Raw genomic sequence first — 22,973 nt, forward strand, 5'->3', positions numbered from 1 at the left:
ACTCGCGAACCTGTTACTTCAAGGAGTCACCGTCATGACCAGCGCCGCCGTCAAACCGATCCCCGACGGGATGCACTCGCTCACACCGTATCTGATCTGCGCCAACGCCGCGGACGCCATCGCGTTCTACACGAAGGCCTTCAATGCCGTCGAACAGTTCCGCCTGCCGGGGCCGGGCGGCAAGGTGATGCACGCCTGCCTGAAGATCGGCGACTCCATGCTGATGCTGACCGACGAGTGGCCCGACCATCAGGCATTCGGCCCGAATACGCTCAAGGGCACGCCGGTCACGATTCACCACTACGTGCAGGACGTCGACGCCAGCTTCAACCAGGCCGTCGAGGCCGGCGCGACCGTCCTGATGCCGGTCGCCGACATGTTCTGGGGTGACCGCTACGGCCAGTTGCAGGACCCGTTCGGCCATCGCTGGTCGCTCGCCACGCACACCCGCGATCTGAGCGCGGAAGAAATCCAGCAGGCCATGGCCACGATGAAATGCGACGGCTGACGCGTCGGTAAAGCGAAAGCAGCGCAAGCCCGATCCGCCTGGCAGCAGGAGAACCGTCATGCAAAAGATAGCGCCGTGCCTGTGGTTCGACGGCAATGCGGAAGAAGCGGCCCGCTTCTATACGTCCGTGTTTTCCGCTTCGCGCATCGCCACCACGATGCATTACACGGACGCCGGACCGGGCCCGGAGGGCGACGTGCTGGTCGTCACGTTCGAGATCGAAGGCCAGGAGTTCATGGCCCTGAACGGCGGCGCGCAATTTCCGTTCACCCCGGCGATTTCGCTGTTCGTGCATTGCAGCTCCCAGGCGGAGGTCGATCACTACTGGTCGAAGCTCCTCGACGGCGGTAAGCCGTGGCAATGCGGCTGGCTGCAGGACCGCTTCGGCGTGTCCTGGCAGATCGTGCCCGACGCGCTCGGCGATATGCTGCGCGATCCGGACACCGCAAAAGCAAGCCGCGTGATGAAAGCGATGATGCAAATGGTCAAGCTGGATGTCGCGCAACTGGAGCGTGCGTATCGCGGTACAGCGTAAGCAGTCCTCGCGCCGCCCACCGGCCCCCTCACGCCGCCCACGCGGTGTTGCGGCCGACGGGCGGCGCGTCTCGCTGCGCGACTGGCGCAGCCATCTTTGATAGCATCGGTGTCGACCCATAAACGACGGGACATCCATGGTGCGCGTCAATCATCAGGCTTTCTTCTGCTCGCTGTTTGTCGCGCGTCTCGCCGATCAGATTCTGCTGTTTCTCGTTCCGCTCGTCGTGTTCCAGACGACGCGCGAGGTCTCGTGGTCGGGCCTCGCGTTTTTCATCGAAACGCTGCCCCGATACCTCGTGTTCCCTTTCTTCGGCGCGCTGTGCGACCGCATTGCGCCGCTCAGGCTGATGCGAGTGAGTCAGACCGTCCGGGCCCTGACGTGCTTCGGCGGCGTGCTCGCGTACCTGCTGTTTGGCGGGATCGGCTGGCTGATCGCGCTCTCGGCGATCTGCGGCGTGTTGACGAGCCAGGGGCTGGTGGCACGCGAGGTGATGCTGCCGCAAATCTTCAGCACACAGCAGTTTCAACGCGTGCTCGCCTACTCGCAACTCGCCGACCAGTTGGGGGTCGTCCTCGGCCCGATGCTGGCCGCGCTGCTGCTCGGCTGGTGGCGTTGGGAATGGGTGGTCGGCGCCACCGGCGTGCTGTTCGGCGCCGCCGATGGCGCGCTGCTGCTGTGGCGGCGCACGAGCGGCTTCGAGCCCGGTAATCCGCCGCCCCGTCTCGCGGGCCACTGGAGCCGGCCGCTGCGCATCGCGCTGCGCCATGTGCTGGTGTTGCCGGGTCTGAAGAGGCTCGTGCTGCTCGCAGCCGCCGAAAACCTCGTGATCGGCGTGACGCTCGCCACGTCGGCCGCGATGGTGACCGGCTATCACGCGCAATCGAACCACTACTATGCCGCGCTGCAATCAGCCGGCGCGGTCGCCACGGTGCTGATCCTGCTGACCATCGCGCGAACCGCATGGCCCGCGAGGATGCTCGGCCGGGTTGCGTTCGTGGCGATCTGCGCGGGTGGCGTGATCGCCGGCGCGAGTGGCGCGCCCCGCGGTTACGCGCTCGGCTTCCTGCTGATCGTCGGCTTCGACAAGATGTTCAACGTCTATATTCGCGGCGCGCGCCAGCGGATCATTCCGCCGGAGGACTACGGCAAGACGACCGGCGTGGTGATCCTGCTGAACAACCTGACGCAGCCGCTCGCCGGTCTGCTGGTGGGTCTGTTATCGGCGCGGACGCAAACCGGACCGTTGATCGTGGCGATGTCGCTGGCAATGGGCGGCATCGGCGCGGCGGTCTCGCTCGGCTCTTCGTTGCTGCGACGCAAGCGCGCGCTGGCACTCGGTGAATGACGCGCATCCCAATTAATGGCATGCGCAGCGACGCGATCGACACATATTTAATTCACGAATCTTAATCGGACTATTCAGCAATTATCTGGGCGGCAGCACGGCACGCTCCATGACGACCCGCGCCAAACAGTTGCAGTACGGCCTGTATCAGGACGCCGCGCATTCGCTCGCCTTGGGCTCGAGCGCACCAGCGACGGTGAATTTCTACGGTCTCGTCACCGCCAACCAGCCAACGGTGCCGACCACCGGCAACGTCAGCACCACTTATTCGCAGACCCTCAGCCAGACCTCGCTGAACTACGGCTTCTTCCTGCTGATCGCGCCGGGCTGCGCCGCACTGACGACGAGCGCCGGCAGCGTCGGTTTCACGGCCAGCGCACAGTGCGCAACAACTGCCTGATCAGCGCGGCCCATGTCGCCTTCACGTCGGCGGGCGTACTGAGTTCCTGCGTTGAGCGCGAGCGGCGCGATTACCGCGCGCTGCACCAATGGCGACGCCTTTCGGATCGCGCTGAGCAGCGGCTCGAACGGCGACGCGGCGGCGCGTCAGATGCAGCGCGTGGGCGGGGGCGGCGCGGGCGGCGCGGTGAATGACCAGCTTTACACGGACTCGGCCGAGACCAGCGCTTGGGGCAACGGCAACTCGGGCACGACGATGGCCACCGGCCGGGTAACGGCAAACGCGGTGCCGATCAAGGTGTACGGACTCGTGCCGGCGCAGAGCACGCCGATGCCCGGCAACTACAGCGACACGATTACCGCGACGATCAGTTTTTGAGTCGTGCTTGCACGCTGAAGCGAGGGCGTGAGTGAGTAGCGATTGCCTATTCACGCCGGCGACGCCTCGCAGCATGGCGTGAGCCGGAGATTGATTGGCTCAACTCATCTGAGCGGCGGTTTGGAATACAGAAGTTATCAACAGAATCTGTTCAAAAATCTGTGCATAAGTGCGAGGCAAAATCCGCAAGCCGTTGACGCGATTGCCGTTTTCGTTGCAATGCCGAAGTTGGGCAGACTGCACGTCGTTGCGATGCCGGTGATGGGCCGGTTGCGTTTCACGCACGCGCCGCCCGTGCGTCGCTCAAGTTTCGCCAACGCATGACTCACGCGTCACTCACGCCGGAATCCCGCACCGCTCCCGGCGCCACGCCGCGCTCCCCCGCCTGCGCCACGGTCGCGTTGCGCGCCTCTTCACGCCACTGCTGCCGCGAGCGCATCATTCTGCGCACGGCGAGCCGCGCCATGCGGACCCAGCCGGAAGGCCGCGGGTCCGCCAACATGCTGAGCGCGCGCGCATAGTCGAGCGTGAGGCCGGGAGTCCACGCCATCGTCGCAGCGCGTTTGCGCAGTTGCGCGGCCACCCACAATTCCGGCGTCGTGATCACGCGCAAAAACGGCCGCCAGCCGCCCAGGTTGCCCCACACGCGCGCCGATGCGCCCTCGAGCGCCGCCTCCAGCGCGCGCGACACGCTGCTCGAACAGTTGCGATGCGTCAGGTTGTAGGTCGTGTCCTGCCGATAGGTCTCCCAGAAGCGGCGCAAGCGGACCGGATCGTAGTTGCGGATGCGCACCTGCACCGTCGACGGACACCACGCCTTCGATTCGGTCGGATAGTCGGGCTGGAACACGCCCGGCACGTCGTTCTCGCTCGTGGCGCGCAACAGCCGCGTGAAATCGTCCGGTGAGCGATCGATCTCCACGCCCGGGTACAAGCTGATGTAGATGCCCTCGGGCGATTCGAGCGCGGCATGGCCGGTCGATATCACGCCATGGCGGTCCACCGCCGCGATATAGCGGTCGACGATCGGCTGCCGGCGCGCCTCGCTTTTGGCCGAGCCCACCGGGGTCCACACGTGCACGGTCAACGCGGCTTCGTCGGCGGCAGGCGGACCGTCCCATTCGAGCGTGGTCGGCCGGCCCGGCGATGCCGCACGTGCCGCCGTCTGGGCGGGCGCAGCGGGTGCGGACGCTGCATGCGCCGCGGCATCGTCGGCGGCCACCGCCGGGTTCGACGCGAGGCGCCGTGCCCGTGTGCTCAGCAAAATCAGATTCCAGCCGCCGAACATCAGCCCGAGGCCGAGACAGTACGGCACGGTGCCCACGTAGTGGGTCGGGAATGGTTGGAAGAAGAAAATCGCCAGCGCGATTTCGAGGCTGCCGCCGATGATTGCGAGCCGCCATGTGCGATAGCGGACCACCCGCGCCGAGACGATCTGCAGCAAGCCGTCGGCCAGAAACAGCATGCCGAAGATCATCGACAGAATGAAATGGCCGTGGTGGTGGCCGGCCAGAATCAGCGCCGCGGCAAAGCTGAACGCAAAGCCCTTCACGTAGCGCAGCGTGCGTTGCCCGCCCATGCCGGTCCACGCGACGGCCAGCGTGCAGAGTCCTTCGAGCAGCAGCAGTATCGCGAACGGCGTGATCGGAAAATAAAGCGCGTTATCGAGCGCGTCGATGAATATCACCACGCCGAGCAGCGCACTCAGCCAGCCGATGATCCGCAACGATCGCCAGCGGGTACGCAGATAATCGACGCCCAGCAGAATCATCACCAGACGAACCATCGCAAGCCCTCCTTGGCGGATGCACGAGTTCGACCGTCATCTTATACAGATTCGATGCGCGCAACGGCGCGTTGCGGCGGGCGCAGCCGCGCGGACGCAGAACGAAGCGCGAAATGGATCAAACGGATTCGTGTGATGGCTACCAAGGCGCTTTCGCCGACGACGCGCGCGCACTGCGCTTGCCGACGCTCAGGGTGGCCTGCGGTTGGTCATGCGGAGTAGCGTGCAAGCAGGCACGCTGCGCGAGATCACACGCGGACTGATTCGCGAGCTTGTCGCGCACCGCCCTGCAGCGCGACGGCCTGAGCGTGAAGACCCGATTGGACCACGCCGATTCAGACACCGCTGATCCAGCGAGTCGATGCCAGCGCGTCAACGCGCGACGCGCCGGTCCTTGCCGAACCAGCAGGCGGATCAGGCCGCCGCAGCCTGCGGGAGCGCGTCGCCCTGCTCGCCGCCCAACGCGTCGAGCAGATCGGTCAACAGGCGGTCGAGTTCGGCGGTCATCAGCGTGACGTCGGAATCGAAACGCTCGTCGTCGTTCTGCGCGGTCGGGTCGCTCGCTTCCTTCAGCACGTCGAGCGGCGCGATGCGCTTGATCGTCAGCGAAGGCGTCAGCACGAACGACACTCGGTCGTTCCACGTCATCGCGAGGCGCATGCACTGCTTGCCCGCTTCGATATGGCGGCGCATATCTTCGGTATCCAAAGTATGTCCGACGTAGCGTACGGTGGCGTTGCCTTCAGTAGGCGAGCGCAGTTCGGTGTCCTGGTCGAGTGTGAAGCCCGCCGGGCCTTCGCCGCAGAGGAGCCACCCGGTCATCGCCGCGACCGGCGACTGCGTGACGCGCACCGTGCCGAGCGGCAGTTGGTCGATCGACTTCACCAGCAGGCCCCGCACTTCGTCGGCGACCGTTTGTGAAGCCGCGTCGATCACGAGCCAGCCGTTCTTGCAGTCGATCCACACGCGCGTGTCGCGACGAATGCTGAACGCGCGCGGCAGCAGTTCGTCGGTGACCTGCTCCTTCAGTTCGCGCATCTGCTTGCGGCCGGGTTTGAAGCCCTGCTGTTCCTCGAGTTCGAGTGCGCGCGCCCTGGTCACCTGCGTGACGACCGACGCGGGCAGCAGTTTCTTTTCGGTGCGGAACACCAGCAGCATCTGGCCGTTGAGCGCGTACACCAGCGAATCGTTGTCGCGCGGCGACGCCCAGCCGTGGCTTTGCATCTCGACGCTATTGCCGGGGGCAAACGCGTGCGGCGCGAGCCACTTCTGCATCTGTTCGGTGGTGACGGACCACGGAGCGGGAAGACGGTGCAACTGAAGGTTTTTGAACCACATGGGCGAGGTCGTTTCCGGGCAAAGCGCGCCATTCTATATGACGAACGCACGCGGGCGTCGGGGCGGACCCGCTTGATCCGGCCAGGATTTTGAAATTGAAAGTGAAAATCCTTTTTGTTCGTCAGGCCGACTATTAAATCGTGGTGGTTAGCCGAAGCGTCTGTTTCATCCACTTACACTTCTCTGGAGCGCCCATGTCGAGCCTCACGCGTTTCGCGCCTCCTTAGTCACGTCATGCTGGCCATCGGACCCGCCGCCACCCTGAGCGCTTACGCCGCGAGCAATGCCGCCCTGCCCGCGCCGCACCACTTCGCCGTCGATGCCGCATCGGCGCAAAGCGATGCCGTTGCGCAGGCCGCGCGCCGCTACACCGCGTTCTGGAACACCGGCGACGAAGCCTGCGCGAAGCTCACGCTGTCACCGGCGTTCATCGACCGCACATTGCCGGACGGCCGGGTTTTGCCGTATCCGTCTTCCAGCGCGTTTCGCTCGCGGATCACCTAGACTTTTTGGTAGACACGACGAAGACGGAGGCGGCCATGGCCGATGAAACCGCACCCTGGCAAATGGTGGAATACGAGGGTTTCGAAATTCACGTGGCGCCGCTGCCAAAGACCCCGCCCGACGAAACCAGGCCGTCAGCCGCGGCTGATAACCGCTACACGTATGTCGGCTATGTCTGCCATCCGGGCGCCGATCCGGCGATTCCCGGCCATGCCGTGCCGTTCCATGCGGACGGCGAGGAGAGCTTCGCCAGCAAGGACGACGCGCTCTACGAAGGGGTGCATGTGGGACGCAGCATCGTCGACGGCACGCATCCGGATCTGACGGTGTTGCCGCTGGTGACGGGCGGCGTGTGACGGACTGGCCGTAGCGGCGTGGACTGCTGCGGGCCGACACGTAGCCCGCGAGGTTCGGGCGCGCGCGTGTGGACGCCCGCTTGCGCACGACAAGCCGCCGTCAGCTGAACGCCCGCTTGATCCGCGATTTCAACAGCGCGCGGCGCAGGCGCCCGCTGCGCTCGGGCTCGCTCACCGCCGCGCCGCCCTCGACAGCCGTGCCGCGCCGCAGATAGTAGCGGTCGAACGTGGCTTGGGTCATGCCCCATTTGTTCAGGAACTGACGGCGCCCGTCGTTCTTGACGACCTTGCCGGTGCTCTTCTGCTGGAAGTGATACACGAGACTGTCGCCGACGCCGAGGAACACGCGGCAGCCGGCGTCCCACAATTTCATCGAAAAGTCGTTGTCGCTGCTCATGCCGGGACTCAATTCGCTGCTATAGCCACCCACCTTGTGCCACCAGTCGCGATGCACGAGCGTCGGCGGCCATGTCGCGCCGCGCCAGTCGGCGCGCGCCATGCCGGGCGCGGCGGCGACCAGTTCGTCGGCGCGGAAAGTCTCCACGTCGCGGCCGAAGTTGCGCACCACCACGCACGGATTGCCGGAATCGACCGGCTCGACCATCGTGCCGGACAGCATGAACAGGTTGTCGGCGGGCATCTGGGCGAGGCGTTTGACGAGCGCGTCGTCCCAGCCGGGGCAGCAGTACATGTCGTCGTTCATGTAGACGATGTAATTGTGTGTCGCGCGCGCCGCGGCGATATTCACCGCATGGCAGATGCCGATGTTGCCGGGCGATGCGGTATGTTCGATGCCCTCGTCGCGCACCCAGGCGAGCGTGCCGTCCGAGCCGTCGTTGACGTGCACGATGATCTGATGCGCGTGCGTCGAATAACGCCGCAGGCTCTCGATCACGAGGCGCAGGTAAGGCAGGTTGTTCCAGGTCGGGATGATGATTGAGAACATCGATTCGGTCCGTTGAGCCGGGTGCGGGCACGGCATGCGCCGCGCGCCGGCCATGAGTTTGGCGGGATTGTACCGCCGCGGCGCGCCCGTACGACAAATGGCGGGCCGCCGCCCGCCGGGCCGCAGCCACGTGGGGCCGCTTACGCCGAGCGCAGAGCGCTGCGCGCAAGGTCACGCAGACCGCCACGCCAATCGCCACAAGTGCCGCGCCGCCTTGCGTTCGCGCCCTTACGCGCCGATTCGCCGCGCCGTGTCGTGGGCCCACCTTGCCGCACCTTTCCGCGTGCAAACTGCAAGCATTTTGCAAGGAGGGGCACGGTTATAATCCGGTTCGCTCTACCGTCTTGAAAAACGTCTCTCAATGGTCCGGCTCCCCCAGCAACTCCACCACCGGAACGGTAGTGTTCATACAAATCGTTGCCCTATGATTTTTGCTTCCAGTCTGGTCTGGCTCTGCACGGCCCTGCTGTTTCTCGCGCCCGCCGTCAATCTGACGTGGCGCGGCGGCACCGGCTACTGCTTTTTCGCAATTCTCGCGCTGGCGCTCGGCGCCGCCGTCGTCAACCGGCGCATGCCGGGCTATTTTTCGGCGCTGCGCACTTATCGCTGGTTCACCATCGGCATGCTGGCACTGGTCGTCGCGGTCGGCGCGCAGCAATTGCTATTCGGCTACTGGCTGCCCCGGCAATTCGACGCGCTGTCGCGCTTCGTGCTCGCGCTGCCGATCTTCCTGCTGCTGCGGCAATTGCCATCGCGCAATCTGCGCATGATCGGCTGGGGCTGCGCGGCGGGCGCGCTGGCGGTCGGGCTCGGGGCGATCATCGATCAGCCCCCTGGCGGCTGGACCGATGCGAATCGTCTGAATAATTCCTACACGAACGCGATTCCGTTCGGCGATACCGCGCTGCTGCTCGCTTTCCTCTCGGTCTTCACGCTCGGCTGGGACAAGCCGCGCGACTGGCGCGTGCTGGTGCCGCGTGTGCTCGCGCTGGTGGCGGGCGGCTATGCGTCGTATTTGTCGGGCACCCGTGGCGGCTGGCTGGCCGTGCCCGTGTTCGTGGTGCTGCTCGGCATGCAGTACCAGTGGTTTGCGCACAAGAAGCGTCTGCTGATCGCGACGCTGGCGATCGTGCTCGTGGCCGGCACGCTGCTGTCGACCGAGCGCATCCAGAAGCGCCTGAGCGAAGTGTCGACCGACGTCTCGATGATGCACAAGGGCGAGGATTACACCTCGGTGGGTCTGCGCCTGCAGTTGTGGAACGCGTCGCGGCTGATTTTCATGCATCACCCGGTATATGGCGTCGGCAAGGGACATCTGGCCGAGGAGCTGGGCGTGATGGCGAGGCGCGGCGAAGTGAAGGCCGAGATCGTCAACGAGCGCGCCCATAGCGACTTTTTCTCGGCGCTCGCCGAGATGGGCGCGATCGGCGTGGCGGGCCTGCTGCTGTTCTACTATGGGATTTCGGTCTATTTCTGGCGACATCGGCATTCGGCCGACCCGGCCATCCGCGCGGCCTCTTACGCGGGCCTCGCGGTCGCCACCAGCACTGTGATTTTCGGGCTGACCATCGACGTGCTCGTGCCGATCATGGTCACGGTGCTGCTCGCGTTGCTGGTCGCCACGCTGCTCGCGGTGGTCGATGCAAGAAAGCGCGAACTGCAGAGCGCGCTGGCGCCGGCCTTACATGCGGCTCGCCGCGCTGGCGGCGTCAAGGTCTGAAGGCGGACGGGCTTTCGTGAGCGGGCGCCCGGCGGGGACCGGGGCCGGCTTGCTCCCACCTCTGCCGATTCGGCGTTGTCCCGCACCCGCGCCTGCACTCTGGCCGCGCGCCCGTGGCGCGAGGCGTGCCCCAGAGGCATCAACGCCCGAGGTCGTGCGTGAGTCGCGCCAGCGGGCGCCCGGCGGATTCGGACCGGCTGCTCCCCTTGCCGCCGATTCGGCGCGCTCCCGCGCCCGTCGCTGGCGCAGCCGCGCATCAGCTGATCAGTTCACCTCGTGAACAGCTCGTAAAGCGCGGCAACATGCGCATCGACGCTCGGGTCGTACACCAGACTCTCGAGCGGCCGCGCGATCCGCGCGCCGCCTGCGCGCACCCGCTCCACCGCCTGTCCGATCGCGCGCTCGAAACTCCCGCCAGACTGCCTCGAGAACGCGATCTTCGCCGCGCCGGTGACGGTCTCCGCCGAGCCGACGTTGTCCGCGATCACGAGCGGCGTGCCGCACATCACCGACTCGACGCCGACGAGACCGAACGGCTCGTACGCCGACGCGACGACCGTGAAGTCGGCGGCCGCGAACAGCCTCTCGATCTCCTTGCTGTAGCCGACGTAGCGAATCGTCTCACTGGTCTTAGGCACCGGCCGGCCGGCGACGACAAGGCACACCGGCAGCGTGGTCCGCGCGAAAAACGCCTCCAGCAGCGGATAGCCTTTGCGCTCGTGACTGGTCGACGAGAACACGAAGATCACGCGGTCTTCGGGCAAGTCGAGCTGGCGGCGCACCGCCGCGCGGGCTTCGTCGGTGAGCGGCTGGAAGCGCGCGGTGTCGACCGGCGGATAGATGACGTCGATACGCTGCGCCGCCACACCGTAAAAGCGCTGCAGCTCGCGGCTCATCAGTTGCGAATGCGCGATGATCGAACGCGCCTGCGTGTAGACGCGCCGCTCCATGTCGATCTGCCACTCATCGCTGCGGCGCGCGCTGCGCCCGGCGGCTTCGAGCGAGCCCGGATGCGTGCCGCCGCACAACGCCACATCGGCCTGGGTGGAGTGATTGATCGAAAACACGCAGGCGGGGCGGTGCCGTTTGAGCCGCTGCTTCAGCCGCCAGTCGAACGCAAGATTGCGCAGCTTGCGCGGCGCCCAGCGCACGTTCAGCGGCTGCGCGTCGATCCATGCCGCTTCGGGCAGGCTTCGGTCGATTTCGCGGGCGAACAGCGTCGGACGCAAGCCCATCCGGTGCAGGCCGGCGATCACGTCGCGCGTATAGCGTTCGGCGCCGCCGCTGTTTTTCAGCGCCTGGGTGGTCAGCGCGATGTCGGTGAGGGGGCGGCGGGTCGGGTCGGACAAGGATCGGATCTCGGTGAAGGGCGCTCGCGGCGCACAGGCGGTGCCAGGCGGGTTGCACACGGGCATGGACACGCGGCGCCGCGCAGGCCGGTTGGTCGTAAGCAGCGGCAATTGTAAAGGATGCCTGCCGCGGCGCTGCGGATCGAAGCCGCAATCCCGCAGCCGCGTCTGCACCGATTAAAATCTAGCCCAATCGCAACCGCTCCGACTCCATGACCGATAGCCTGCCGCCTCACCCGTCCCCCGCCGCGCCCCACGCCACGCCGGGCACCGAACGCCCGCTGGTCACGATGCTGCTGATCGCCTACAACCAGGCCGGACAGATCGGCGATGCCGTGCGCAGCGCGCTCGCGCAGACCTATCAGCCGCTCGAAATCATCATCTCCGACGACGCCTCCAGCGACGCGACCTTTGCCGCGATCGAAGCGGCGCTCGCCGGCTACCACGGTCCGCATCGGGTGATCACGCGGCGCAACGCGGCCAACCAGGGCATCAGCGCGCACCTGTCGCAAATCGCGCAGCTGGCGCACGGAGAGCTGCTGTTCGTCGCCGCGGGCGACGACATGTCTGCGTCGACCCGCTGCGAGCGGGTGGTCGACTTCTGGCTCGCGCACGAGCGCCGCCCCGATCTGATCGCCACCGACCTCGCCGACATGGACGAGGCAGGCCACGTTCACGAGCGGCTGAGCCCTACCGAACTCGACGCCTATCGCAGTTTCGACGACTGGCTGGCGGGCCGGCCATGGCTGATCGGCGCGGCGCACACCTGGTCGCGGCGGCTGTTCGAGCGCTTCGGACCGATGCAGCCGGGCGCCGCGGCCGAAGATCAGATCATGGTGCTGCGCGCGATCCTGTCGGGCGGCGCCATGAGCCTGCGCGAGCCGCTGGTGCGCTACCGGCGCGGCGGGCTGTCGCGCAAACGCCGCTATGGTTCGGTGGATGAGCTGATCGCGCGGATGCGCCAGAGCAATCGCCACGGACTGGCGGAACTGGCGCAGTTGCAGCGCGACGCCGGGGTTGCCGGGGTGGGCGAACGCATGCGCGCGGCGATGGCGCCCAAGCTCGCGCGTGAGCAGTTCATCCACGCGATGTTCGAGGCAGGCAGTCTCGGCGAGCGGATCGGCTTGCTGATGCGCAGTGCCGGCGTGAAGCTCGGGCTGCGCATTCGGATGTTTCTGTACGCGAGCTGTCCGGCGGTGTATGCGCCGGGCATCTGGCTCAAGCGCGTGGTGCGCCAAGACCGTCGCTGAAAACGCGCGTTGCGATTGTGGTGCGCCGCGCGACGGACGATGCCGGCCGGAATGTGAAATGTGTTTCCCCGTTCAACGGGGCGATAAAGACGCGACGCTCAGCCAGCAGACCGGGCGTCGCTCGAACCGGTCCGATCAGGCCGCGTTCTGCTGGAACTGGATGCGGTGCAGATGCGCATACAGCCCATCCTGCTTCAGCAACTCACGATGGCTGCCGCGCTCGACGATGCGCCCTGCTTCCATCACGAGAATCCGGTCGGCGCGCTCGATTGTCGACAGACGGTGCGCAATGACCAGCGTCGTGCGGCCCTTCATCAACGTTTCCAGCGCGGACTGCACGTGGCGCTCGGATTCGGAATCGAGCGCGGAAGTGGCTTCGTCGAGAATCAGGATCGGCGCGTCCTTGTAGATCGCGCGCGCAATCGCCAGACGCTGCCGCTGGCCGCCCGAGAGCATCATGCCGTTGTCGCCGACCAGGGTCTCGATGCCGTTCGGCATCGCCTCGACGGTGTCCCACAGGTTGGCCGCGCGCAGTGCCGCCCTGACCTTCTGCGCATCGGCAGTCTGGCCGTACGCGACGTTGTTGGCGACCGTGTCGTTGAACAGCACCACGTCCTGGCTCACCATCGCGATCTGGCCGCGCAGCGCGTGCAGATCGTATTCGGGCAGCGGCACCCCGTCGACCAGAATCTGGCCGCCGGTCGGATCGAAAAAGCGCGGCAGCAGATTCACCAGCGTGGTCTTGCCGCTGCCCGACGGGCCCGCAAGCGCGACCATTTCGCCCGGCGCCACCTTGAACGACACGTGATCGAGCGTGTGGCGGTTATGCGTGGCGCTCGTGCCGTTGGTGCTGTAATTGAACGATACGTCGCGCAACTCGACCTCGCCGCGCGCACGCTCGAGCGGCTTGCCGCCGCCTTCCGGCTCGGAGGGCTCGTCGATCAGACCGAAGATCAGCTCGCAGGCCGTCATGCCGCGCTGCAGCGGCTGGTTCACGTCCATCAGATGCTTGAGCGGCGAAATGATCAGCAGCATCGACGTGACGAACGCGACGAAGCCGCCCACCGTGGTCTGGTCCGACGACGACTGCACCACCGCGATCGTAATCACGACGGCGAGCGCGATCGACGCGAGGAACTGCGTCAACGGCTGTGCGAGACCACCGGACACCGTCATGCGCATCGCGTAGCCGCGCAGGCGCTTGCTCATCGCCGTGAAGCGGTCGATCTCGTACTGCTCGCCGTTATGCACCTTGACGACCTTGTAGCCGCCGACGGTCTCTTCGACGATGTACGACAGCTCGTTGGTCAGCAGCTGATGTTCGCGGTTTAGGCGCCGCAGACGACGATTGATCTTGCCGACCAGCCAGCCGATCCCCGGCAGCAGCACCGCGACGATCAGCGTCAGTCGCCAGTTCAGATAGAACAGATAGCCGAGCAGGAAGATCACCGTCAGCGAGTCGCGCACGAGCGTCACCATCACGCTCAGCAGCACGTTGAGAATCTGATTCACCTCGAACACGATCGCGTTGATCACCGTGCTCGCGGTTTCGCGCTGGAAAAACGCAACGCTCGTGTGGATCATCCGGTTGAACATCTTCAGACGCAGGTCGAGCAGGATCTTGTTCGACACGTACGCGAGCAGATAGCCGGACGCGTATTGCGACACGCCGCGAATGAGCGCGAGGCCGATCACCGCGGCCGGCACGAACCACTTGGCGTTGTCGCTCGCGTGCGCGCCGAAGCCTTTGTCCAGCAGCGGTTTGAGCAAGGCGGGGATGGCGGCGTCGGTGCCGGCGCTGACGGCCATCGCGACGATCGCGCCGACCACCACCCACAGCAGCGGCTTGATATACGGCCACAGGCGCCGGAAGACGACGGCCGGCGACGATGCCTCACCTGAACCGATGGGTTTGCTTAACGTTGGCTTCGCGCTCAAGGAATCCTCTGTGAATGCGGGACAGCAACCGCGCGGCGCACCGGACGGGCGCCGCGGGTTATCAAAAAGAGCATTGTAATCGGTTGGAGGTGGAGGCCGGGGGGAGTGGATGGCTTTGGGGTGTGGTGGCCATTGGACGTGACAACCGGCAAAGCGAGGCGCGCGACGGCCGACGCTCCACGAGCCGCGCCTGGGTGTGGGGCCGGATGAGCGAGGCTGTGTAGAGGCTGTGTATACTCGCGAGACTCGTTTGCACGACTAGCCTCCGTCATTCCGCGTTCCTCGCCACTCGAACTCAGCCCACGCAACTCAGGTATGCAAGAAACCACCCTCGGCGTCGCCATCATCACCCGAAACGCGGCGCAGCGGCTGGCCGAATGCCTGGAAGCCGTGGCCTTTGCCGACCAGATCGTCGTGATCGACGGCGGCAGCACCGACGGCACCGCCGACATCGCTCGCGCGCACGGCGCCCGCGTGATCGAACAGACCGACTGGCCCGGCTTCGGTCCGCAAAAGAACCGCGCAGTCGACGCGCTCAGCACGAGCTGGATTCTGTCGATCGACGCCGATGAGATCGTCTCGCCGGAACTGGGCGTGGCGATCCGCGCGGCGCTCATCGCACCCACCGCCGACGTCTACGCGGTGGACCGGCTGTCGAGTTTTTGCGGCCACTGGATACATCACAGCGGCTGGTATCCGGACTGGATTCCGCGTCTGTTCAAACGCGGGGCCGCGCGTTTCTCCGACGACCTCGTGCACGAGCGACTCGTGTTCGACACGCCCGCGCAGCGTCTGACCGGCAAGCTGATGCACTACTCGTACGAGGACTTCGAAGGCGTGCTGCGCAAGCTCGACGCGTATTCGACGGCGGGCGCGCAGCAACGTCACGCGGCGGGGCAACGCGGCAGCTTCGGCAAGGCGCTCGGGCGCGGCGCGTGGGCGTTCGTGCGCACCTATCTGCTGCGGCGCGGTTTTCTGGATGGCCGCGCCGGCTTCATGATCGCGGTGTTCAACGCGGAAACGGTCTACTACCGGTTTTTGAAGCTGGCGCGTTTAGGCGAAGAGACGCGGCGCGGCAGGGGGTGAAGGAAAGGCGGCGCGGGTTATGGCGCTCAACGCGGACCGGCGTTTGTCCGCGCGAACTGCGCGGACCCACCGGACCTCAATAAACGATCTCGATCGAGCTTCCCGCAAACTCGCCACGCAACGCGGCGAGCAGTTCGTCAGTCGGCTTCACACGCCAGGCATCGCCCAGACGCATTTCACCTTGCGCATTTTCGCTGCGATAAACCACCTGCACAGCCAGGCCGTTCGGGATCTGCGCCGCCTGACGCTGACGGCCATTGTCGTTGCCATAACCGCCACCGTTGCGCCCGCCGCCGTTGCCGCGCGATGATGCTGCCGGCGCGGGAGCCGCCTGCGGCTCGTCCTTGCCGGCGCTATGCGCTTCGAGCACGCGGCGCAACGCCAGCGCATCCGCATTGCCGTTCATCTGCACCTTCACGGCTTCCGCGTAACGGCAGCGCGCTCGGCCCAGATCCATGACCATGTCGACGGTAAAGCGGATGCCGCCCGTGAACGCGTCGTTACGCGCCTGGCCTTGCACCACCAGCAGTTCGTCTTCCTTGAAGAGTTGCTTGTGCGCTTCGAAGGTCTCGTTGAAGACCGTCACTTCGCACTGGCCGGTGCCGTCGTCGAGCAGCGCGATCAGCATCTTGCCGCGCTGGGTCATCTGCGTGCGCAGCGACGCGATGACACCCGCGACCAGCTTGTCGCGCCCTTCCTTCAACTCGCCGATCTTCTGGCGCACGAAGCGGCGCACTTCGTCCTTGTACGCGTCGAACAGGTGGCCCGACAGGTAAAAGCCGAGCGCGGCCTTCTCTTCCTGGAGCTTCTTCTTTTCCGGCCATTCCGGCTCGTCGACCAGTTCGTGACCCTGCGACGGCGCGTCGCCCATGTCGAACAGACCCGCCTGCAACGCATTGGCGCTTGCCTGCTCGGCCGCTTCCATCGCGAGCGAGACCGATGCGATCAGTTGCGCGCGATTCGCATGCAAGGTATCGAACGCGCCCGCGCGAATCAACGCTTCAATGGTACGGCGATTGACGATACGGCGATCGACCCGGTTGCAGAAATCGAAGATGTCGATGAACGGCCCTTCTTCGCGCGCGCGCAGGATCTCTTCGATCGCGTTCTGGCCGCTGCCCTTGATCGCGCCCAGCCCATAACGGATCGTTTTCGAGCGCTTACCGTCGGCTTGCGCGACCGGTTCGAAGCGATACGCGGACAGATTCACGTCCGGTGGCAACACGACCATCTTGTTCGTCAGACAGTCTTCGAACAGGATCTTGACCTTGTCGGTATCGTCCATGGCGAGCGACATATTCGCCGCCATGAATTCCGCCGGATGGTGCGCCTTCAGCCACGCGGTGTAGTACGCAAGCAGCGCATACGCGGCAGCATGCGACTTGTTGAAGCCGTAGCCCGCGAATTTCTCCATCAAGTCGAAGATTTCGTCGGCCTTCTCGGCGGTGAGTCCGTTCTTCGCAGCGCCCTGGCGGAACAGTTCGCGATGCTCGGCCATTTCCTCGGCCTTCTTCTTACCCATCGCGCGACGCAGCAAGTCGGCGCCGCCCAGCGAATAGCCGCCGATGATCTGCGCCATCTGCATCACCTGCTCCTGGTAGACCATGATGCCGTAGGTCTCTTTCAGAACAGATTCGACGCGCGGATCCGGATACTCGACCACTTCGCGGCCGTGCTTACGCGCGCAGAAGCTCGGGATCAGGTCCATCGGGCCGGGACGGTACAACGCGACCAGCGCGATGATGTCCTCGAAGCGGTCGGGCTGCGCGTCTTTCAGCATGCCCTGCATGCCGCGGCTTTCCAGCTGGAACACGGCGACCGTATTCGCTTTCTTGAGAATCGAGAACGAGGCCGGATCGTCGAGCGGCACCTGGCCGAGCGACCAGTCCTGCTTCGACGGATCGAGCCGGCGGATATAGCGCTCGGCCCAGTCGAGAATCGTCAGCGTGGTCAAGCCCAGAAAGTCGAACTTCACGAGGCCGACGGCTTCGACGTCGTCCTTGTCGTACTGGCTGACGACGCCGCTTTCGTCGCCCTGTGTGTAGAGCGGACAGAAATCGGTCAGCTTGCCGGGGGCGATCAGCACGCCGCCCGCGTGCATGCCGACGTTACGCGTCAAGCCTTCGACGCGCTGCGCGAGTTCGATCAGCTGGTGCACTTCGTCTTCGTTGTCGAAGCGCTCCTGCAACAGCGGCTCTTCCTTCATCGCGTCGGCGATCGTGACGTGCTTGCCCGGCTTGAACGGAATCAGCTTGGCGATCCCGTCGGTGAACATGTAGCCGAGATCGAGCACCCGGCCGATGTCGCGCACCGCCGCTTTCGCGGCCATCGTGCCGAACGTCGCGATCTGCGACACGGCGTCCGCGCCGTATTTCTCCTTCACGTACTGGATCACACGATCGCGGCCGTGCTGGCAGAAGTCGATGTCGAAGTCGGGCATCGACACCCGCTCCGGATTCAGGAAACGCTCGAACAGCAGGTTGTAGCGCAGCGGGTCGAGATCGGTCACGCCGAGCGCGTAGGCGACCAGCGAACCCGCGCCCGAGCCCCGGCCCGGTCCGACCGGCACGCCGTTGTTCTTCGCCCAGTTGATGAAGTCCGCGACGATCAGGAAATAGCCCGGAAAGCCCATCTTGATGATCGTGCCGCACTCGAATTCGAGGCGCTGGTAGTAGGTTTCGCGCTGCGCGGCACGCTCGGCCTCGTCCGGGTACAACTGTTCGAGACGCTTTTCGAGGCCCTCTTTCGACAGCAGCACGAGATAGTCGTCGAGCGACATGCCATCGGGCGTCGGGAACAGCGGCAGCTTCGGCTTGCCGAGTTCGAGCGTGAGATTGCAACGCTTTGCGATCTCGACGGTGTTGGCGAGCGCCGACGGAATATCCGCGAACAGCGCGGCCATTTCCTCCTGCGTGCGGAAATACTGCTCGGCCGTGAAGCGCTTCGGGCGGCGCGGATTCGCGAGAATGTCCCCCTCGGAAATACATACGCGCGCTTCGTGCGCGGTGAAGTCGTCGGGCGTCATGAACTGCATCGGATGCGTGGCGACCACCGGCAATTTCAGCGATGCCGCGAGCGCAACCGCCTGTTGCACGTATTGCTCGCCGCCCGGCTGGCCGCAACGCTGCAGCTCGATGTAAAAGCCTCCCGGGAACACCTTCGCCCAATGCAGCGCGTTGCGCTTCGCCGCTTCCTCGTTGCCGGCCGCAAGCGCGAGGCCGACGTCGCCATGCTGTGCGCCCGACAACGCGAGCAGCCCAGCGCCCAGCCCGGATTCGAGCCAGCCGGCTTCGAGTTCCGCGCGGCCGCGATACTGGTTCGTGAGCGATGCCTTGCTGAGCAGTTCGCACAGATTCAGATAGCCGCGCCGGTCCTTGACCAGCAGCAGCAAACGGGAAGGCTTGTCGCGGTCGTCCGGATTGGTGATCCAGACGTCGCAGCCGGCAATGGGTTTGACCCCTTTGCCGCGGGCTTCCTTGTAGAAACGGACGAGGCCGAACGCGTTGCCGAGATCGGTCAGGGCGAGCGCGCCCTGACCGTCTTTGGCCGCGGCCTTGACGACGTCGTCAAGACGCACGATGCCATCGGCAATCGAGAATTCGGAGTGAACGCGGAGATGAACGAAGCGGGGATCTGGCATGGGCGACATTGTAACTCCACCCTTCCGCCCTGTTCAGCGCAAAACCACGCGTTAGCCGTCCGGCTTAGGACGCGAACGCGGCAGCGCCACGGCGCGGGCGTTTCAGCATGACGCGCCGCTTCAGCGGCAGGCTCGACGTGCGGCGAGCGCAGGAGACGGCACCACGCGGCACCTGGCGGCACCACAAATTGCCGGCCGATTTGAGCTGGCGCAATCGGCTGGCCATTCGGCAGAGTCCGGGGAAACGCCGGGTTGAGGGATAATAGCGCTTTCGCCCTTTTCGACGTGGCCGCGACACCCTGGCTTCGCCCGCCTGCCCCGGGCGACACGCGGCGGCTCATCGCCCCCGCGCTTCGCCACGCCGGCCACTTCATACCGCTGCTTACCGCTGAACACACATGAGTATCGTCAATCTCGCCGCGTATCAATTCGCGACCATCGAAGACACCGCCGCCTGGCGCCCGCTCGTCACTGAACGCTGCAACGCGCTCGGCCTGCGCGGCACCGTTCTGCTCGCGCCGGAAGGCATCAACCTGTTCGTCGCCGGCGCGCGCGAACACACCGACGCCTTCATCGACTACATCCGTCACGACGCGCTGTTCGAGGGCAAGTTCGCGAATCTGCAATTCAAGGAAAGCCTGTCGGACAAGCAGCCGTTCACGCGCATGCTGGTCAAGCTCAAGCGCGAAATCATCACGATGAAGAAACCGGCGATCCGTCCGGAACTCGGCCGCGCGCCGTTCGTCGACGCCCCCACGCTGAAGGCCTGGCTGGACCGCGGTCACGACGATGAGGGCCGCCCGGTCGTGATGCTCGACACGCGCAACGCATTCGAAGTGGACGTCGGCACGTTCGACGACGCGCTCGACTACCGCATTACGAAATTCAGCGAGTTTCCCGAGGTGATCGAGAACAATCGTGCCGATCTCGAAGGCAAGACGGTGGTGTCGTTCTGCACCGGCGGGATTCGCTGCGAGAAGGCCGCGATCCACATGAAGGAAGTCGGCATCGAGAACGTGTACCAGCTCGAAGGCGGCATCCTGAAGTACTTCGAGGAAGTGGGCGGCGCGCATTATCACGGCGACTGCTTCGTGTTCGACTACCGCACGGCGCTGAATCCGCAATTGCAGGCTACCGCGACCGCGCAATGCTTCGGCTGCCGCGCCGTGGTCACGCCCGAAGCGCAGCAATCGCCGCTGTACGTTGCAGGCAAGAGCTGCCCGGCGTGTCATCCGGACAGCAAGGCGGCACGCGCGGCGTGATGGTGGCGGCGCACGAGAACGCCACCCGGCCATGACCTATCGCGGACGCTTTGCACCGTCGCCTACCGGGCCGCTGCATTTCGGCTCGCTGGTCAGCGCGCTGGCAAGCTGGCTCGACGCCCGCGCGCATGAGGGCACCTGGCTCGTGCGGATCGAAGACGTCGACCGGCCGCGCACCGTGCCGGGCGCCGCCGACGACATTCTCGCGACCCTCGCGCGCTTCGGCATGCAGGCCGACGAGGCACCCATCTGGCAAAGCCGGCGCACGGCGCGCTACGAGCAGGCGCTGGAACAGCTGAAGGCGACCGGTCTGATCTATCCGTGCGGCTGCACGCGCAAGGAAATCGCCGACTCGCTGCTGCACGCGCACGCGCGCAACACGACCCTCGCGTATCCCGGCACCTGCCGTCACGGTCTGAACGGCAAACCGGCGCGCGCCTGGCGGCTACGCGTGCCTGACGGCGCTGCTGCCGTGATCGCGTTCGACGATCGCTGGCAGGGCGAGCAGACGCAAAACATCGCCACCGAGGTCGGCGACTTCGTCCTGAAGCGCGCGGACGACCAATGGGCGTATCAGCTGGCGGTGGTGGTCGACGATGCGGATGCGGGCATCACGCACGTCGTACGCGGCGTGGATCTGATGGATTCGACGGCGCGGCAGATTTATCTGCAACGCTGTCTCGGTGTGTCGACGCCGCGGTATCTGCATGTGCCCGTCGTGACGAACGAACTCGGCGAAAAGTTGAGCAAGCAGAACGGCGCCACCGCGCTCGACAGCGACAGGCCGCTCGAAGCGCTCAGCGCCGCGGCGCGCCATCTGGGACTCGGCGATCTGAACGGCCAGGCCCACACGACGCTGGACGGCTTCTATGCCGCCGCCACCACGGCATGGGCCCGGCGAATGGGCGTCACAAAATAAAAAGCGCTTCGCCGTTGAAACCGCGAAGCGCTTGAAATGCGTGAGACGTTAAACCGCCGAAGCGTCTGAAGAACCTTGCAAGGCGTCAAAGAGGCGCTAACTCTTCCGCGCCGGCATCACGACGACGAGGTCGACTTCCTCGGCATCCCAAACCCGCCCAGCAATGCCGCCAACGGCTGCTTCGAGCCCGACTTCTGCGGCGCGGCTGCTGCCGCTTCTTCGACCTTGCGCAGCGAAGACGGCGACGGCTCATACGGCTTGAGGAAAAAGTCATCCACCGGCTGCGCGCGATGGTGATGCGGCCGGTCGAACGAGCCCGATGACGGCGCGCCCGTGCGACGGCGGCTGCCGCGCTCGTCGCGACCTTCGCCGCTGCGCTCGCGGCGCGGCGCGCGCTCTTCGTGGTGATGACGCACCGGCGCTGCAACGGTCAGGCGTTGCACATCGAGAGGCCGCTTGATCAGCTTCTCGATATCGGCAAGCTGCTTGCGCTCGTTCGGGCTGCACAGCGACAGCGCGTCGCCCGACGCCCCGGCACGCCCGGTACGGCCGATCCGGTGCACGTAATCTTCCGCGTTGAACGGCAGGTCGAAGTTGATCACTGCGGGCAGTTCAACAATATCCAGCCCGCGCGCGGCGACGTCGGTCGCCACCAGCGCTTCGATCTCGCCGCGCTTGAACGCGTCGAGCGCCTGCATACGCTCGTTCTGCGAGCGGTCGCCGTGAATCGCGGTCGCCACCACGCCGTCGCGTTCGAGGCTGCGCGCCAGCCGGCTCGCGCCGATCTTGCTGTTGCAGAACACGATCACCTGCTTGAGGCTGCGCTCGCGGATCAGTTGCACGACCGCGCCGGTCTTGTCGCCCTCGGCGACTTCGTAGACGGTCTGCGTGACGTTGGTCGCGGTCGAGTTGCTGCGCGCGACTTCGATGGTCTGCGGGTTGCGCAGATACGTGGCCGCGAGCTTCTTGATTTCGCCCGAAAAGGTGGCCGAGAACAGCAGCGTCTGACGTTCCTTCGGCAGCAGGTTCAGGATGCGCTGCAGGTCCGGCAGGAAGCCCATGTCGAGCATCCGGTCGGCTTCGTCGAGCACGAGGATCTGCACCTGGCCCAGGTTGGCGGTTTTCTGCTGCACGTGATCGAGCAGACGGCCCGGCGTGGCGATCAGGATTTCGACGCCGCGGCGCAGTTGCTCGGACTGCGGATTCATATCCACGCCGCCGAATACCACGGCGCTGCGCAGCGCCGTGTGTTTCGCATACGACTGCACGTTGGCGGCGACCTGGTCGGCGAGTTCGCGAGTCGGCGTGAGGATCAGCGCGCGCACCGGATGGCGTGCGGGCGATGCGCTCGTGCTCGCCTGCGGCAGCAGCCGCTGGATGATCGGCAGCGAGAAGCTCGCGGTCTTGCCGGTGCCGGTCTGCGCGGCGCCCATCACGTCACGGCCGGCCAGCACCACGGGAATCGCCTGCGCCTGGATCGGCGTTGGCGTGGTGTAGCCCGATTCCTTGACGGCTTTCAGGATGTCGGGCGCGAGACCGAATTGATCAAAAGTCGCAGTGCTGGGCGAGACGGCTGTGTCGGACATGGTGGCTTTCGCTAAAAATGCGCTTGGCGCGGTGCGCGCGGCAGCGGTCGAAACCGCAGAGGGCATCAGGATGAAGGCGGAGCCACGGCGTTCCGCACGGGACCCGTCAGTGCTTCGGGAAAAC

Annotated in this window: 20 protein-coding genes; 13 read left to right on the forward strand and 7 right to left on the reverse strand. The window is 65.6% G+C overall.

Annotated elements, in window-relative coordinates; genetic code table 11:
* The first annotated feature begins 34 nt into the window (after positions 1 to 34).
* The 6 genes from HV770_RS18575 to HV770_RS18595 all read left to right on the forward strand — a co-directional run bounded on the left by HV770_RS18575 (position 35) and on the right by HV770_RS18595 (position 3,493).
* The gene (locus HV770_RS18575; protein ID WP_175161848.1) at positions 35 to 508 is read left to right on the forward strand and encodes a VOC family protein; all 474 of its coding nucleotides are present in this window, start codon (positions 35 to 37) and stop codon (positions 506 to 508) included.
* A 58-nt stretch (positions 509 to 566) separates the two neighbouring features.
* A complete protein-coding gene (locus tag HV770_RS18580) occupies positions 567 to 1,043 on the forward strand; it encodes a VOC family protein (RefSeq protein WP_175161850.1) in 477 nt (158 codons plus the stop codon).
* Between the two features lie 139 nt (positions 1,044 to 1,182).
* Positions 1,183 to 2,391, forward strand: coding sequence for an MFS transporter (locus tag HV770_RS18585; RefSeq protein WP_175161968.1), 1,209 nt, complete (start codon positions 1,183 to 1,185; stop codon positions 2,389 to 2,391).
* A gap of 85 nt (positions 2,392 to 2,476) precedes the next feature.
* Positions 2,477 to 2,791 carry a spore coat protein U domain-containing protein gene (locus HV770_RS38730; protein ID WP_281366223.1) on the forward strand — a complete coding sequence of 105 codons (315 nt, stop codon included), beginning with the start codon at positions 2,477 to 2,479 and terminating at the stop codon, positions 2,789 to 2,791.
* A 51-nt stretch (positions 2,792 to 2,842) separates the two neighbouring features.
* Entirely contained in the window at positions 2,843 to 3,169 is a 327-nt protein-coding gene (locus tag HV770_RS38735) for a Csu type fimbrial protein (RefSeq protein ID WP_246291000.1), read from the forward strand.
* 42 nt (positions 3,170 to 3,211) lie between these two features.
* Complete coding sequence (locus tag HV770_RS18595; protein ID WP_175161852.1) at positions 3,212 to 3,493, forward strand: hypothetical protein; 282 nt, start codon at positions 3,212 to 3,214, stop codon at positions 3,491 to 3,493.
* A gap of 1 nt (position 3,494) precedes the next feature.
* Here the strand turns inward: HV770_RS18595 and HV770_RS18600 are convergent, their stop codons facing one another.
* Positions 3,495 to 4,955 carry an HdeD family acid-resistance protein gene (locus HV770_RS18600; RefSeq protein WP_175161854.1) on the reverse strand — a complete coding sequence of 487 codons (1,461 nt, stop codon included), beginning with the start codon at positions 4,953 to 4,955 and terminating at the stop codon, positions 3,495 to 3,497.
* A gap of 414 nt (positions 4,956 to 5,369) precedes the next feature.
* Positions 5,370 to 6,293, reverse strand: a complete 924-nt coding sequence (locus HV770_RS18605) for a recombination-associated protein RdgC (RefSeq protein ID WP_175161856.1) — start codon at positions 6,291 to 6,293, stop codon at positions 5,370 to 5,372.
* Positions 6,294 to 6,527: 234 nt separating this feature from the next.
* Here HV770_RS18605 and HV770_RS18610 point away from each other — a divergent pair, with 234 nt between their 5' ends.
* Positions 6,528 to 6,797: a nuclear transport factor 2 family protein gene (locus HV770_RS18610; RefSeq protein ID WP_175161858.1), complete on the forward strand. Its 270-nt coding sequence runs from the start codon at positions 6,528 to 6,530 to the stop codon at positions 6,795 to 6,797.
* A 35-nt stretch (positions 6,798 to 6,832) separates the two neighbouring features.
* The gene (locus HV770_RS18615) at positions 6,833 to 7,153 is read left to right on the forward strand and encodes a hypothetical protein (RefSeq protein ID WP_175161860.1); all 321 of its coding nucleotides are present in this window, start codon (positions 6,833 to 6,835) and stop codon (positions 7,151 to 7,153) included.
* Between the two features lie 100 nt (positions 7,154 to 7,253).
* Here the strand turns inward: HV770_RS18615 and HV770_RS18620 are convergent, their stop codons facing one another.
* Positions 7,254 to 8,099, reverse strand: a complete 846-nt coding sequence (locus HV770_RS18620; protein ID WP_175161862.1) for a glycosyltransferase family 2 protein — start codon at positions 8,097 to 8,099, stop codon at positions 7,254 to 7,256.
* Positions 8,100 to 8,523: 424 nt separating this feature from the next.
* Between HV770_RS18620 and HV770_RS18625 the strand changes: the two genes are divergently transcribed.
* Entirely contained in the window at positions 8,524 to 9,819 is a 1,296-nt protein-coding gene (locus HV770_RS18625) for an O-antigen ligase family protein (RefSeq protein ID WP_175161864.1), read from the forward strand.
* A 269-nt stretch (positions 9,820 to 10,088) separates the two neighbouring features.
* Here the strand turns inward: HV770_RS18625 and HV770_RS18630 are convergent, their stop codons facing one another.
* Positions 10,089 to 11,168: a glycosyltransferase family 4 protein gene (locus tag HV770_RS18630; protein WP_246291001.1), complete on the reverse strand. Its 1,080-nt coding sequence runs from the start codon at positions 11,166 to 11,168 to the stop codon at positions 10,089 to 10,091.
* 212 nt (positions 11,169 to 11,380) lie between these two features.
* Between HV770_RS18630 and HV770_RS18635 the strand changes: the two genes are divergently transcribed.
* Positions 11,381 to 12,418 carry a glycosyltransferase family 2 protein gene (locus tag HV770_RS18635; RefSeq protein ID WP_175161868.1) on the forward strand — a complete coding sequence of 346 codons (1,038 nt, stop codon included), beginning with the start codon at positions 11,381 to 11,383 and terminating at the stop codon, positions 12,416 to 12,418.
* A 135-nt stretch (positions 12,419 to 12,553) separates the two neighbouring features.
* Here HV770_RS18635 and msbA read toward each other — a convergent pair whose 3' ends face one another.
* Positions 12,554 to 14,356, reverse strand: coding sequence for a lipid A export permease/ATP-binding protein MsbA (msbA, locus tag HV770_RS18640; protein WP_175161870.1), 1,803 nt, complete (start codon positions 14,354 to 14,356; stop codon positions 12,554 to 12,556).
* 315 nt (positions 14,357 to 14,671) lie between these two features.
* On the opposite strand from msbA, the gene HV770_RS18645 reads away from it, so the two are divergent.
* Complete coding sequence (locus HV770_RS18645) at positions 14,672 to 15,442, forward strand: glycosyltransferase family 2 protein (RefSeq protein WP_175161873.1); 771 nt, start codon at positions 14,672 to 14,674, stop codon at positions 15,440 to 15,442.
* A 76-nt stretch (positions 15,443 to 15,518) separates the two neighbouring features.
* On the opposite strand, the gene dnaE is transcribed toward HV770_RS18645, so the two are convergent.
* Complete coding sequence (gene dnaE, locus HV770_RS18650) at positions 15,519 to 19,091, reverse strand: DNA polymerase III subunit alpha (RefSeq protein ID WP_175161875.1); 3,573 nt, start codon at positions 19,089 to 19,091, stop codon at positions 15,519 to 15,521.
* A gap of 389 nt (positions 19,092 to 19,480) precedes the next feature.
* On the opposite strand from dnaE, the gene HV770_RS18655 reads away from it, so the two are divergent.
* Both HV770_RS18655 and gluQRS read left to right on the forward strand, forming a co-directional pair.
* Positions 19,481 to 20,344, forward strand: coding sequence for a sulfurtransferase (locus HV770_RS18655; RefSeq protein WP_175161877.1), 864 nt, complete (start codon positions 19,481 to 19,483; stop codon positions 20,342 to 20,344).
* 31 nt (positions 20,345 to 20,375) lie between these two features.
* Positions 20,376 to 21,263 carry a tRNA glutamyl-Q(34) synthetase GluQRS gene (gene gluQRS, locus HV770_RS18660; RefSeq protein WP_175161878.1) on the forward strand — a complete coding sequence of 296 codons (888 nt, stop codon included), beginning with the start codon at positions 20,376 to 20,378 and terminating at the stop codon, positions 21,261 to 21,263.
* A gap of 116 nt (positions 21,264 to 21,379) precedes the next feature.
* On the opposite strand, the gene HV770_RS18665 is transcribed toward gluQRS, so the two are convergent.
* Complete coding sequence (locus HV770_RS18665; RefSeq protein ID WP_175161880.1) at positions 21,380 to 22,849, reverse strand: DEAD/DEAH box helicase; 1,470 nt, start codon at positions 22,847 to 22,849, stop codon at positions 21,380 to 21,382.
* Positions 22,850 to 22,973: the final 124 nt, after the last annotated feature.

The organism is Paraburkholderia fynbosensis (assembly GCF_902859935.1).
In the GTDB taxonomy this organism is placed as follows: Bacteria; Pseudomonadota; Gammaproteobacteria; order Burkholderiales; family Burkholderiaceae; genus Paraburkholderia; species Paraburkholderia fynbosensis.

Bases quoted from the DNA above. Each gene is read 5' to 3' on its own strand.
- HV770_RS18580 (WP_175161850.1), top strand. From the start codon at position 567: ATGCAAAAGATAGCGCCGTGCCTGTGGTTCGACGGCAATGCGGAAGAA.
- dnaE (WP_175161875.1), bottom strand. From the start codon at position 19,091: ATGTCGCCCATGCCAGATCCCCGCTTCGTTCATCTCCGCGTTCACTCC.
- HV770_RS18625 (WP_175161864.1), top strand. From the start codon at position 8,524: ATGATTTTTGCTTCCAGTCTGGTCTGGCTCTGCACGGCCCTGCTGTTT.
- HV770_RS18575 (WP_175161848.1), top strand. From the start codon at position 35: ATGACCAGCGCCGCCGTCAAACCGATCCCCGACGGGATGCACTCGCTC.
- HV770_RS18600 (WP_175161854.1), bottom strand. From the start codon at position 4,955: ATGGTTCGTCTGGTGATGATTCTGCTGGGCGTCGATTATCTGCGTACC.
- HV770_RS18645 (WP_175161873.1), top strand. From the start codon at position 14,672: ATGCAAGAAACCACCCTCGGCGTCGCCATCATCACCCGAAACGCGGCG.
- HV770_RS18615 (WP_175161860.1), top strand. From the start codon at position 6,833: ATGGCCGATGAAACCGCACCCTGGCAAATGGTGGAATACGAGGGTTTC.
- HV770_RS18635 (WP_175161868.1), top strand. From the start codon at position 11,381: ATGACCGATAGCCTGCCGCCTCACCCGTCCCCCGCCGCGCCCCACGCC.
- HV770_RS18605 (WP_175161856.1), bottom strand. From the start codon at position 6,293: ATGTGGTTCAAAAACCTTCAGTTGCACCGTCTTCCCGCTCCGTGGTCC.
- HV770_RS18610 (WP_175161858.1), top strand. From the start codon at position 6,528: ATGCTGGCCATCGGACCCGCCGCCACCCTGAGCGCTTACGCCGCGAGC.
- gluQRS (WP_175161878.1), top strand. From the start codon at position 20,376: ATGACCTATCGCGGACGCTTTGCACCGTCGCCTACCGGGCCGCTGCAT.
- HV770_RS18665 (WP_175161880.1), bottom strand. From the start codon at position 22,849: ATGTCCGACACAGCCGTCTCGCCCAGCACTGCGACTTTTGATCAATTC.
- HV770_RS18655 (WP_175161877.1), top strand. From the start codon at position 19,481: ATGAGTATCGTCAATCTCGCCGCGTATCAATTCGCGACCATCGAAGAC.
- HV770_RS18620 (WP_175161862.1), bottom strand. From the start codon at position 8,099: ATGTTCTCAATCATCATCCCGACCTGGAACAACCTGCCTTACCTGCGC.